The organism is Comamonas sp. MYb69, from assembly GCF_037479315.1.
GTDB lineage: Bacteria > Pseudomonadota > Gammaproteobacteria > Burkholderiales > Burkholderiaceae_C > Comamonas.
The window spans coordinates 342,370-354,154 of the sequence record NZ_JBBGZG010000005.1; the positions used below are offsets into that span (position 1 = coordinate 342,370).

12 protein-coding genes are annotated in these 11,785 nt (G+C 64.8%); 7 read left to right on the forward strand and 5 right to left on the reverse strand.

Annotation, left to right across the window (positions count from 1 at the left end; all coding sequences use genetic code 11):
* Positions 1-58: 58 nt before the first annotated feature.
* From moaA to WH303_RS09785, 3 genes are all read left to right on the forward strand, one after another.
* Entirely contained in the window at positions 59-1,144 is a 1,086-nt protein-coding gene (gene moaA, locus WH303_RS09775) for a GTP 3',8-cyclase MoaA (protein WP_445228273.1), read from the forward strand.
* 68 nt (positions 1,145-1,212) lie between these two features.
* Positions 1,213-1,866 (forward strand): molybdenum cofactor guanylyltransferase MobA, encoded by a 654-nt coding sequence (gene mobA / locus WH303_RS09780; protein WP_339518201.1) that lies wholly within the window; start codon positions 1,213-1,215, stop codon positions 1,864-1,866.
* A gap of 73 nt (positions 1,867-1,939) precedes the next feature.
* On the forward strand, positions 1,940-2,269 hold the full coding sequence (locus WH303_RS09785; protein ID WP_339518203.1) for a thioredoxin family protein: 330 nt from the start codon (positions 1,940-1,942) through the stop codon (positions 2,267-2,269).
* Between the two features lie 44 nt (positions 2,270-2,313).
* Here WH303_RS09785 and WH303_RS09790 read toward each other — a convergent pair whose 3' ends face one another.
* The 3 genes from WH303_RS09790 to WH303_RS09800 form a co-directional block, all read right to left on the reverse strand.
* Complete coding sequence (locus tag WH303_RS09790) at positions 2,314-3,219, reverse strand: adenylate/guanylate cyclase domain-containing protein (protein ID WP_021026052.1); 906 nt, start codon at positions 3,217-3,219, stop codon at positions 2,314-2,316.
* 247 nt (positions 3,220-3,466) lie between these two features.
* The gene (locus tag WH303_RS09795; RefSeq protein WP_339518205.1) at positions 3,467-4,480 is read right to left on the reverse strand and encodes an LD-carboxypeptidase; all 1,014 of its coding nucleotides are present in this window, start codon (positions 4,478-4,480) and stop codon (positions 3,467-3,469) included.
* A gap of 188 nt (positions 4,481-4,668) precedes the next feature.
* Complete coding sequence (locus WH303_RS09800; protein ID WP_339518207.1) at positions 4,669-5,106, reverse strand: BON domain-containing protein; 438 nt, start codon at positions 5,104-5,106, stop codon at positions 4,669-4,671.
* Between the two features lie 258 nt (positions 5,107-5,364).
* Between WH303_RS09800 and WH303_RS09805 the strand changes: the two genes are divergently transcribed.
* Together WH303_RS09805 and WH303_RS09810 are read left to right on the forward strand one after the other, a co-directional pair.
* Positions 5,365-7,059, forward strand: coding sequence for a SulP family inorganic anion transporter (locus tag WH303_RS09805; RefSeq protein WP_339518208.1), 1,695 nt, complete (start codon positions 5,365-5,367; stop codon positions 7,057-7,059).
* 122 nt (positions 7,060-7,181) lie between these two features.
* Positions 7,182-7,931, forward strand: a complete 750-nt coding sequence (locus WH303_RS09810; RefSeq protein WP_027010703.1) for a sulfurtransferase — start codon at positions 7,182-7,184, stop codon at positions 7,929-7,931.
* Positions 7,932-7,966: 35 nt separating this feature from the next.
* Here the strand turns inward: WH303_RS09810 and WH303_RS09815 are convergent, their stop codons facing one another.
* On the reverse strand, positions 7,967-8,377 hold the full coding sequence (locus tag WH303_RS09815) for a DoxX family protein (RefSeq protein WP_021026047.1): 411 nt from the start codon (positions 8,375-8,377) through the stop codon (positions 7,967-7,969).
* Between the two features lie 79 nt (positions 8,378-8,456).
* On the reverse strand, positions 8,457-9,158 hold the full coding sequence (locus tag WH303_RS09820; protein WP_021026046.1) for a pirin family protein: 702 nt from the start codon (positions 9,156-9,158) through the stop codon (positions 8,457-8,459).
* 216 nt (positions 9,159-9,374) lie between these two features.
* Here WH303_RS09820 and WH303_RS09825 point away from each other — a divergent pair, with 216 nt between their 5' ends.
* Complete coding sequence (locus tag WH303_RS09825; RefSeq protein WP_148293097.1) at positions 9,375-10,307, forward strand: LysR family transcriptional regulator; 933 nt, start codon at positions 9,375-9,377, stop codon at positions 10,305-10,307.
* Between the two features lie 112 nt (positions 10,308-10,419).
* Positions 10,420-11,535 carry an NAD(P)/FAD-dependent oxidoreductase gene (locus tag WH303_RS09830; protein ID WP_339518210.1) on the forward strand — a complete coding sequence of 372 codons (1,116 nt, stop codon included), beginning with the start codon at positions 10,420-10,422 and terminating at the stop codon, positions 11,533-11,535.
* Positions 11,536-11,785 lie beyond the last annotated feature (250 nt).

Here is an 11,785-nt window from a genome sequence, read left to right on the forward strand (position 1 = left end):
TATGGATCGTCCCGTCATTTCCCTGGTTGACCTGCGTCGCTATGACGCCAGTCTGGCCATGCCCACGCCCGCCGGTGCCACGTTGTCGCACGGCGGTGCGGTGCGTGACCAGCGCCAACGGCCGCTGCGGGATCTGCGCATCAGCGTGACGGACCGCTGCAACTTCCGCTGCAGCTACTGCATGCCCAAGGATGTGTTTGACAAGGACCACCAGTACCTGCCGCACCGCGATTTGCTCAGCTTTGAGGAAATCACCCGCACCGCGCGCCTGTTTGCCCAGCTGGGCGTTGGCAAGCTGCGCATCACCGGTGGCGAGCCGCTGCTGCGCAAGAACCTGGAGGCGCTGATCGCCCAGCTGGCTGAGCTCGAGACGCTCAACGGTACGCCGATGGACCTGACCTTGACGACCAATGGCTCCATTCTGGCACGCAAGGCACGCGCCCTCAAAGACGCCGGGCTCAAGCGCCTGACGGTCAGTCTCGACAGCCTGAGCGACCCGCTGTTCCGCCAGATGAACGACATGGATTTCCCGGTCGCCACCGTGCTGGAAGGCATTGAGACTGCGCAGGCCGTGGGCTTTGCCAATATCAAGGTGAACATGGTCGTCAAGCGCGGCGTCAATGACCATGAGGTCGTCGCGATGGCCCGGCACTTTCGCGGCAGCGGCGTGACCTTGCGCTTTATCGAATTCATGGATGTGGGCGCCACCAACGGCTGGCGGCTCGAAGAGGTGCTGCCCTCGGACGCCGTACTGGAGCGCCTGCAGTCCGCCTTTGCACTCACCCCGCTGTCAGCGACTGCGCCTGGGGAGACTGCCGTGCGCTGGGGCTATGTCGGCGCCAACGGCCAGCATGACCCAAGCCTCGGCGAGATCGGCCTGATCAGCAGTGTCACCCACGCCTTTTGCCAGGACTGCAACCGCGCGCGGCTCTCGACCGAGGGCAAGCTGTTCCTGTGCCTGTTTGCCAGCGAAGGCTGGGATCTGCGGGCGATGCTGCGCAATGGCGCCAGCGACAGCGATTTGCGCGAGGCCATCGCCCAGGTCTGGGGCCAGCGCAGCGACAACTACAGCGAGCAGCGCAGCCAGCACCCGGAGATCGCGCTGCAGCGCCAGCGGGTCGAGATGAGCTATATCGGCGGCTGATAGCGGCTTGCCCGCTTCTGATGGCTGCCACAATCAGAGGGTCTGAAACCCTGCTGCCTTTGCCGACCATGCCCTCTTTCCCATCCGCCATTCCCCTTGAACATATCACCGGCCTGGTGCTGGCCGGTGGCCAGGGCACGCGCATGGGCGGTGCTGACAAAGGCTTGCAGTTGCTGGGCGGCCAGGCACTGGCATGGCATTGCGCCCAGCGGCTGCAGCCCCAGGTGGGGCCGCTGCTGATCAATGCCAACCGGCACCTCGAGGCCTACCGCGCGCTGGGCTATCCAGTGGTGCCAGACCTCCGCCTGCCAGAGACCGAAGCCTTCCCGGGCCCATTGGCAGGTTTTGCCGCCGGTCTGGCGGCCTGCCAGACGCCCTGGCTCTTGACGGTGGCCTGCGACACGCCGCACTTCCCGCAAGACCTGGCCCAGCGCTTGGCGCAAGCTGCGGCCACCCAGGGCTGCCCCGTCGCGATGGCCTGCACTCCGCCAGAGGGGGCGGGCAGCGACCACCCGGTACTGCAGCCCACGTTCTGCCTGATCCATGCCAGCCTGGCAGACAGTGTTCGGCAATTTGTCGCCGGCGGCGGGCGCAAGCTGCGGCAGTGGGCGGCGCAACACGGCCACTGCCTGGTGTTGTTTGACGATGGCCAGGCGTTCTACAACGCCAACACCCCTGAGGAGCTGGCCTGGCTGCAGGACATGCCAGCGCCGCACAAGTGACTGGCGCTGACGCAGGCAAGCTGGGCCGGTGCTATAACGGTTCACACGACCACTGCACATTTGGAGCCGCCTTTTGACCTACTCGGCACAGCACCTCAGCCAGGAGCCCCCACGCTCCGACATCGACACCCGGCCCGGCTTGACCGTGCTGGAATTTGGCACGCCCTGGTGCCCGCATTGCCTGGGCGCGCAAGGCCTGATCGAGCAGGCGCTGGGCCCACGCACCGATATCGCGCATCTGAAAGTGGAAGATGGCCCCGGCCGCCCCTTGGGCCGCAGCTACCGCATCAAGCTCTGGCCCACCTTGGTGGTGCTGCGCGATGGCCGGGAAGTGGCCCGCGTGGTGCGCCCGACCGATGCGGCCAGCATCAACACGGCGCTGGCAGCGCTGCAAACGCCATAAATTGGAGGTGCTCGGCGCATGCATGCCGAGCCTGCCATGCCTGCCTAGACCGGCGTGACCGAAAACGCCGTGCTGGGCGCCGTGGGGTCTTCGGGCGATACGCCAAAGTACATCACACCCACGCCATGCAATTGCACCGACTCGCGTCGCACGGCAGTGGCGGGGTTGGCACCAAAGCTCACCCAGGTGCCATAGCGGCTCAGATCGGTGTAGATCACATTGCCGCTGCGCCAGTCGATACGGCCATGCTGGCGGGAGACGCGCCGGTCCAGCACCACCCATTCCGAGTCCGATGAGCGGCCGACAAAAATCGGCATCTCCTGGGTGCTGAAAAAGCGCTCCACCCCGCCCGATGCCAGCCGCAGCCGCATCTGCACCACGGCCTCGGGCTTCATCGGCAAAACGGAGTCGTACGCGGTCACCACTTCCTGGGCTTCGGGCTCGATCCACTGCACCTGGTAGAGCATTTGCTGCTCGGCTTTGCCGCGCACATCCATCCAGCCCATGGGCACAAACACGGTATCGGCGCGGGCGCCGGACTCCATCGTCGAGGCGGCGGCCCAGACCTCGCGGTGACCGGCCTTTTCGCACAGGCGCGCGGCCATGTTGACCGAGTCGCCATAGCAGTCGCCCTCCATCAGCACGACTTCACCGGTGCTCATGCCCACACGTACATGGAATTTTTGCGAGGCAGGCAGGGAGTCCCACTGCCCGTAATGGCGGCGCATCAGCATGGTCATGGCGCTCACGGCCAGGGCGCTGCTGTTGAAGATGGCCAGCACACCATCGCCCAGGGTCTTGATCACCCGCCCCCCCGCCTGCACGACGACTTGCTTGAAAGCATCCGTCATGCCCGCGACTGCTCGCGCAGCACGCTCATTGCCCAAGGTTTCGAACAATGCGGTACTGCCCGAGATATCGATGAATACCACGGTGGCGACAGTTGTCATGGATTTTCTTGTTACGGCTGGGGTCGCCTCCTCCCCAGGAGCAACGCCAGCCTATGCATCAATAGCGACCATGCATATTACACTGCAAACCAGGGCCTGCGACCAGTCCTGACGCCGTCGTCGAACTTACGAATTGTTTAGATTCCAACAGACAGGCGCAAACCCCTGGCTTTTCACAAGCCCGCGCCCAGGGCGCATGGTATATGGCTGGGCGGGCCTGGCACCCAGGCGCAGCCCGCGCTTTGCGTTATTGATGGCCCCAATAAATCAGTGCATCCCGGCCTTCGACACTCAGCGATACCTGGGCGCCTACCGGCAGCAGCACCTTGGTGGGCACATGGCCAAAAGGCAGGTTGGTAAAGACAGGGGCCTCGATCTGCGTGCGCAGCCACTGCACCACACTGGCCAGCTTGAAGCCCTTGTCATGCGCGTTCAGCTGGTAGTCGCTGAACTGGCCAAACACCACGGCCTTTTGCTGGGCCAGCACGCCCGCGTGCAGCAAGCTGGTCAGCATGCGCTCGATCTTGTAGGGCGTCTCGCCCACATCCTCGATGAACAGCACGCCGCCCTTGACCTTGGGCAGGTAAGGCGTGCCCACCAGTGAGGCAACCATCGCCAGGTTGCCGCCCCAGAGCGTGGCCTTGGGGATATAGACATCGTCCGAGGCCGAAGCACCCGTCACCGTACCGGCCTTTTCTGGCGCCAGGCGCCAGCCCGCGCCTTCGCCCGCGCCGCTCAGCAGGTCTTCAAAGCAGTCCTGCATGATGTCGTCCACGCCGTCTTCGGCGCCAAAATCGCCCACCAGGGCCGGGCCGGCCCAGGTCATGGCACGGGTCTTGGCATACAGCGCCAGCTGGAGGGCGGTGAAATCGCTCAGGCCGACAAAGCGTGTGCCCGAGGCCACGGCCTTGGCGATCTGTTCATAGTCCAGGCGGTGCAACAGGCGCGAGAGCCCATAGCCGCCCCGGCTGATCATCGCCACATCCGCACCACTGGCGCAGGCGCGGGCGATCGCTGCCAGGCGCGTGTCGTCGTCACCGGCAAAGCGGGTGCTGGATGCGAGCGCATCCTGGTCCACCTCGACCTGGTGGCCCATGGCCTCCAGGCGCTTGACCGCGCGTTTGAACGCCTTTTTATCGCGCACGGCGCCCGAGGGCGAATACACATAAATATGCTTGGGGCCGTGGGCATGGTGGTGCTGGCAGTGCGCGTGGTCGCAGTGACCATGGTCGTGGTCATGGGAGTGGTCGTGCTGGTGCATGGCGGCGAACAGAGGTAGAGAAAGGCAGGCACAAAGCCGCCCGATAAGAAGAGCGGTGCCCGGTTCTGCGCGCAAAACCGGCACCTTCGGTGTTGGGCGGCATTATGCGGCCAAGCGCCTTAGCTGCAGGCCACACGGGGACTAAGGCCATGGGCCAGGCAGGGGCTGGGGGGCCTTGCCCACGCCCGTCAACCCAGCGCCTGCGGGCGCACCTGGATCAGGCTGAAGACACCCTGCACGCCAATGGCACCGTTGGCCAGCGCCACCGCCCGGTCCAGCAAAGGCCTGGACGATACCGTGCCGCGCAAGGTGACCATCGCGTGCGAGGTCTCCACCTGCAGCGCAGCGAGCTCATCGCTTTGCGAGGCGGCCAGCGCATCGCTGACCTGCGAGGTGATCGCATCATCGTCGGCGCGCCGGCGGTTGGCCTGCGCTGCGCGCTCCACCGCCTGGCTCGCCCGCTGGCCCGAGGCATCGAGCGTCTGCCCCAGCCCTTCGCTCCAGCGCCAGGCCTGCTGCAAGGCCCCGCCTTGCCAAAGCGCGGCGGCGGCGGCGCCCAGAGCCGCGAGCACCAAGGCCCAGGCAGCAATCTTTTTGGCAGTGGAGGAGCGGCGGATCAAGTGCATGGGAAGCGGGCGCTAAGGCAGACACAAAGGCAGGCACAGGAAAGGGGCTGGAGCCGGCCAGCATGGCGCTGGCCGTGCCAGCCATTGTGACGGCAGCCAGGCCGCGTGCCAAGGCTTTGCGACAAGCGGCAGCAAGCTATACCGGCAAGACACGCGGCCTTGGTAATTCTTCACAGATGGGGCTGGGCGCTGCGGCTGCAGTCACCCTTGCGCAAGCGCCCGGCTGCAAGCGCGCGTCGATGCGGCGACAATGCTGCCATGCAGCCCTCCCTGATTTACCGAATTTTTCCCTTCCTGCGCTGGCCCAAGCCGACCAAAGAACTCTTGCGGGGTGAATTCATGGCGGGGATGACGGTGGGGCTGATGCTGGTGCCCCAGGGCGTGGCCTATGCGCACCTGGCCGGCATGCCGCTGATCACCGGCATCTATGCCTCGATCATTCCCGCTGCCGTGGCCATTCTCTTTAGCCCCTCGCCACGGCTGGGCGTCGGGCCCACGGCGCTGAGCGCCTTGCTCATTGGCGCCTCGCTCACCGGCATGGCCGAGCCCGGCTCGGCCCAGTGGGTAATTCTGGCCGCCTGGATGGCCATCATGGCGGGCCTGGTGCAGCTGAGCCTAGGCCTGGTGCGCGCCGGCTGGCTGCTGAACCTGGTGACCTCCCCGGTGCTGGCTGGCTTCACCCAGGCCGCTGCACTGCTGATTCTGGCCTCGCAGCTGCCCAGTTTGCTGGGCATGCGCAGCGACTGGGCCACGGTCTGGGACAACCCCTCGCTGGGGCTCTTTGACTGGCGCTCCATCCTGCTGGGGCTGGCGAGCATTGCCATCCTGGTCGTGGGCAAAAAGTGGCGTCCCGCCTTTCCCTCCGCGGTGTTTGTCATCGGCTGCACCGGCCTGATCAGCTGGGCCACCGATTTTGCCGACAAGGGCGGCGCCGTGGTCGGCCACCTGCCCACGGGCTTGCCACACCTGGTCTGGCCGGGCATGCTGGACTGGTCGCAGTTTGGCCTGCTCGTCATGCCGGTGCTGGTGATCTCGCTGGTCAGTGCGCTGGAGACGGCTTCGAGTGCCCAGGTGGAACACCAACAGGCAGGCACGCGCTGGGACAGCAGCCAGGAGCTGGTGGCCCAAGGCCTGTCCAAGATGAGCGCCGGCCTGTTTGGCAGCTTTGCCACCAGTGCCTCGTTCTCGCGCTCGGCCGTCAATCTGCTGGCCGGCGCCAAGACCGGTTACTCCAATATCTTCTCGATCCTGCTGGTCCTCGCCGTGGTGCTGTGGTTCATCCCTGCGCTCTACCATGTGCCGCAGGCGGCACTGGCCGCCATTGTGATGACGGCCGTGGCCAACCTCGTCAAGCCGCGCGCCCTGCTCTATTTGTTCAAGATCTCCCGCATCGAAGGCTGCATTGCGGTGGCCACCTTTGGCATCACCTTGCTGACGGCGCCGCGCATCTACTGGGGCGTGCTCTCGGGCATCTTGCTGAGCTCCTGCTACTTTCTCTACAACCGCCTGCATCCCCGCATTGTCGAAGTTGGCCTGCACCCCGATGGCAGCCTGCGCGACCGCCATCTGTGGCAGTTGCCCCCCTTGGCCCCGGATCTGCTGGCCCTGCGCATGGACTCGGAGCTCGACTTTGCCTCGGCTGCTGCGCTGGAAGAGCGCGCCGCCAATGTCTGGGCCCAGCATGGGCACTACCGGCAGCTCGCCCTGCTGGCCCAGCCGATGAACCAGATCGACATCACCGGTGTCGAGGCCTTTGTGCGGCTCGAGCGCATGGCCGCCAAGCGCGGCGGCATGCTGCATATCGTCGGCATGAAGCTGCCCGTCGAAGCCCGGCTCAAACGCGCCGGCCTCTTGCAGGACAACCCGCATCTGCGCATGTACCGCACCGATGCCGAGTTTTTGCAGGCGATGAGCCGTGCGCACAGCGATGACGGCATCGAGTATTCGATCTAGCGATCGGGCGCTGTCGCAAGGGCCTGACCGGCGGCGCGTGCTTCCCTGGCTAAAATAGCCGCCCGCCATGCGCTCCGGCACAGGCGGCTATTTCATCCCCCGAAGCTTTGCCAGAAACCACCGTGCCCTCGATTCTCAATATCTCCTGCTACAAGTTTGTCAGCCTGCCTGACTGTGAGGCGCTGCGCGAGCTGCTGGCCCAGCGCGCGGCCGATCTGGCGCTCAAGGGCACGGTGCTCTTGGCCGAGGAAGGCATCAATTTCTTTCTGGCCGGGCCCGCCGAGGCCGTGCATGCCTGGGTGGATGCGCTGCGCGAGGACCCGCGTTTTGCCGATGTGCAGCCCAAGGAGAGCTGGTCGCAAACGGTGCCGTTTCGCAAGATGCTGGTCAAGGTCAAGCCCGAGATCATCCGCATGGACCACCCGGCGATTCGCCCTGCCAATGGCCGGGCACCCTCGGTCAGCCCCCGTGATCTGCAGCGCTGGCTGCAGCAAGGCCATGATGACCAGGGCCGCCCGGTAGTGACCCTGGACACCCGCAATGACTACGAGGTGGACGAAGGCGCCTTTGTCGGCGCGATCGACTGGCGGTTGCGCAAGTTCACAGAGTTTCCAGACCAGCTGCGAGCCCACCGAGACGACTTGCAAGGCAAGACCGTGGTGAGCTACTGCACCGGTGGCATCCGCTGCGAAAAGGCCGCCATCCTGATGCAGGAAGAAGGCCTCGCCCATGTCTACCAGCTCGAAGGCGGCATCCTCAAGTACTTTGAAGAAACCGATGGCAGCGGCTACCAGGGCAGCTGCTTTGTGTTTGATGAGCGCCGCGCCGTTGACGACGGTCTGCGCAAGACGGCGCTCAAGACCGAGCCCTGACAGCCAGGCTGTCCGGCTCGGCATGCGGTGCACGATCAAGCAGCGTGGCGCTTGGCGTCCAGGCTCCAGGCACCGGCCCCAAAGGCGGCAAAGGCGAGCAGACCGCCCACGATGGCGATGTTCTTGTTGAACAGCAACTGCGTGACCATCATGGCCTCCTTGGGCACCGCCCAGTAGGCATGGAAAATCACCGTGGCGGCCAGCGTGAAGATGGCCAAAATAGCGGCGGCATAGCGCGTGCCCAGGCCCAGCAGCAGCGCCAGGCCGCCCAGAATCTCAATGGCCAGGCCCACGGCCACGCCCACCTCAGGCATCGGCATGCCAGCGGACTGGGCGTAACCCACGGCCCCGGCAAAGCCGGTCAGCTTGCCCCAGCCCGGAATGACAAAGAACCAGGCAATCAGAATGCGGCCCAACAGAGCCAAAGGATTTTGCAATGCGTTCATTTTTTCTCCTTGAAATAACACCACCACTCACACCTACCCCACACGGAGCGCTGTCCGCAATGGCAGCGCCCCGCGAACATCAAGCCGCCAGGTCAAACACCAGCACTTCGGCATCGCGTGCCTGCGCCAGGCGCAGCGAGGTCTCCTGGTCCAGATAGGCCGCATCCCCGGTGTGCAGCGCCTGGTCGTTGACCGACACATCGCCCCGCACCACATAGACATAGGACTTGCGTCCGGGCGACAGGCGCAGGCTGGCCTCCTCATCGCCATCGAGCAAACCGGCATACATGCGCGCATCGGCATTCATCGTCAGCGACCCCTCTGCGCCATCGGGCGACACCACCAGGCGCAGCTGGCCGCGCTTGTCCGCATCCGAAAACGTCTTTTGCGCATAGCTGGGCGCAATGCCCTTGCGATCGGGCTCAATCCAGATCTGCAGAAAATGCGTTTCCTGGCCGCTGGCATGGTTGAACTCGCTGTGCTGCACGCCGGTGCCGGCGCTCATGCGCTGCACATCGCCCGGTGGCAGGCCTTCGATATGGCCCATGCTGTCCTTGTGCGCCAAGTTGCCCTCGAGCACATAGCTGATGATTTCCATATCGCGGTGGCCATGGGTGCCAAAGCCCTTGCCCGGGGCCACCCGGTCTTCATTGATCACACGCAGATTGCCCCAGCCCATGAAGCGGGGGTCGTAGTAGCCGGCAAACGAGAAACTGTGGTTGGAGCGCAGCCAGCCATGGTCGGCATGGCCGCGATCAGCAGATTTACGAACCATCAACATTTTTGATCTCCTGTCTGGCAAACGGCGCACATTGCGCTGTTCATCACCATGTCCATGACTGTAAAACCGCAGCTTCTGCCTGCGGGGCAGCGGTTTTGATGGCATCATTCAAAAAATCTGATGATCCGTTCCACGGGTTGAACCAAGCCGGCCTCAGCAGCGAAGATTTACCGATCTGCCCACCGCCGCATGTAGGAAAGAACCGTCAAAATGGCCTTGTTGCGTGATCGCGATGTCCTCACCCCCGATACCCTGGCCTTGCTGCAGCTGGTGGCCGACACCGGCAGCTTTGCCGCTGCGGCGCGCCAGCTGGGCCTGGTGCCCAGCGCCCTGACATACCGCATCCGCCAGGTCGAAGATGCCTTGGATGTGCTGCTGTTTGACCGCAGCGCGCGCCAGGCCAGGCCCACCGAAGCGGGCCAGGAGCTGCTGCGCGAAGGCGCAAGGCTGCTGGCCGAAGTCGATGCGGTGGCCAACCGGGTGCGCCGCGTGGCCACTGGCTGGGAGCCCGAGCTGCGCATCGCCGTCGATGGCGTGGTCTCGCGCACCACATTGCTGGAACTGGTCGAGGCCTTCTACACGATTGCGCCGCCCACGCGGCTCAAGATCAGCGACTCCATCCTGGCGGGCACCCTGGAAGCGCTCAGCTCGGGCCGCGCCGACCTGGCCATCGGCATTGCCGTCGATGCCTCCCACGTCGCAGGCCTGCAGCAGCTGGACCTGGGTGAGATCACCTTCCGCTATGTCGTAGCTCCCCACCACCGCCTGGCCGACGAGATGCAACCGATCAGCGACGAGGTGCTGCGCCAGCACCGCATCATTGCCGTGGCCGATTCCTCGCGCAGCGGCCAGGGCCAGACCATTGGCGTGATCAACGGCCAGGATGTGCTCACGGTGGACACCATGCAGGCCAAGCTCCAGGCGCAGTTGCGCGGGATTGGTGGCGGCTTTTTGCCCGACAACATGACCCTGCCCTATCTGCGCAGCGGCCAGCTGGTCGAGCGCGAATTGATGCGCCCGCCCCGCAAGATCAAGCTGCGCTACGCCTGGCGCGGCACCAACCCGGGCAAGGCCTTGCAGTGGTGGCTGGACCAGCTGCAGTCCGAGGCCACACGCACTTCTTTACTGAGCAATCACTATGTGGGATAAATCCTGAGCAAAATGGGCCTGCACACCGTGTAGAGTGGTTCTCCAGATGGCGCTGCACCCGCAGCCATCTATGACGCCTTATCGTTTGCCGAAACAGTACAGAAAGTCTTTCATGTCTTCTCGCATTCCCCTCAAACCCAAACGATCAGCCTCCTCTTCCCACATTGTCCTGGCCAGCCGCAAGCACTATGCGGTGATTGGCGCCGGCATGGCCGGCGTGGTCTGCGCACGCACCTTGCAGCAGGCGGGCCACCAGGTCACCGTGATCGAAGCCCAACCCCAGGTGGGCGGCCGCATGGCCAGCCGCCATAGCGCGCATGGCAGCTTTGATGTGGGCGCCCAGTTCTTCACGGTCCGCGACCCGCGCTTTCAGTTGGCGCTGGACAGCACGCCCAATGTCACCCGCCAGTGGAGCGTCAACGCCATCCGCACTTTGGATGCCACCGGCAAGGTCGCTGTCACCACCCAGCGCGGCATGGAAGCCCACCTGATTGGCGTGCCCACGATGGACAGCCTGCTCGCCTCCTGGGCCGCGCCGCTCGATGTGCGCCTCAACGAATACGCGCTGGCCTTTGAGCGCGATGCCCTCAACCCCAGCCAGTGGCAGCTGCGTACCGAAGATATCGATGGCGGCGTGCATGTCTATGCGGGCCTCGATGGCGTCGTGCTGGCCATCCCCTCGCCCGAAGCGCAGGAGCTGCTGGCCGACAGCGAAACCCATGTGCCTGACGACTGGCAGCTGTCCGATGTCTATATCGCCCCGAGCTGGACCTTGCTGCTGACCTTTGCGCATGCGGTGGACCCCGGCATCACCAACATGGGCCCGCAGTGGAATGCTGCCCGCACCGAACACCCCCGCATCACCTGGCTCTCGCGCGAGTCGTCCAAGCCCGGTCGCGGCAAGGTCGAGCGCTGGACCGTGCAGGCCAGCCCCGACTGGGCGCGCAAGCATGAGAACGACGAGCCCCAGCGCGTCGCTGCCAAGATGCTGCAGGCCTTCTCCGAGCTCACCCGCATCCGCGCCACCCCCAGCGACATCCGCGTGGTGCAGTGGGGATATGCCAAGACCATCAACCCGCTGCCCAAGGATGCCAAGGGCCAGCCCCGCAGCCACCTCTGGAATGCAACGAGCGCCATTGGCCTGTGCGGCGACTGGTGCCTGGGCTACCGGGTTGAAGACGCCTTTGTTTCCGGCCTGGAACTCGCGCTGGCCGTGCTCGGCGAATAAGAGTCGCTAACACAACCCTTGATACGTCGTTACCCTGCCTTGTCGTACTACTGTACTGCCTGCGGCAGGCCGCCTAGTCTCAACCGCAAACCTTCGGTTTGCTGGATCGTGTTAGCGACTCTAAGCACAGCGCGGGGCCCCCCCCCCGCCCGGCGGGGGTTTACGGGGGGCCACCAAAAACCCGAGGCAATAAACGCGCCCCGGAATTAGGCGGGGGGCGGCGCCATAACAAATAGAAGCCAAAACAGAA

Coding starts and splice junctions, on each gene's coding strand:
- moaA (WP_445228273.1), top strand. CDS start 59: ATGCCCACGCCCGCCGGTGCCACGTTGTCGCACGGCGGTGCGGTGCGT.
- WH303_RS09800 (WP_339518207.1), bottom strand. CDS start 5,106: ATGCACTTGATCCGCCGCTCCTCCACTGCCAAAAAGATTGCTGCCTGG.
- WH303_RS09790 (WP_021026052.1), bottom strand. CDS start 3,219: ATGACAACTGTCGCCACCGTGGTATTCATCGATATCTCGGGCAGTACC.
- WH303_RS09795 (WP_339518205.1), bottom strand. CDS start 4,480: ATGCACCAGCACGACCACTCCCATGACCACGACCATGGTCACTGCGAC.
- WH303_RS09820 (WP_021026046.1), bottom strand. CDS start 9,158: ATGTTGATGGTTCGTAAATCTGCTGATCGCGGCCATGCCGACCATGGC.
- WH303_RS09805 (WP_339518208.1), top strand. CDS start 5,365: ATGCAGCCCTCCCTGATTTACCGAATTTTTCCCTTCCTGCGCTGGCCC.
- mobA (WP_339518201.1), top strand. CDS start 1,213: ATGCCCTCTTTCCCATCCGCCATTCCCCTTGAACATATCACCGGCCTG.
- WH303_RS09830 (WP_339518210.1), top strand. CDS start 10,420: ATGTCTTCTCGCATTCCCCTCAAACCCAAACGATCAGCCTCCTCTTCC.
- WH303_RS09815 (WP_021026047.1), bottom strand. CDS start 8,377: ATGAACGCATTGCAAAATCCTTTGGCTCTGTTGGGCCGCATTCTGATT.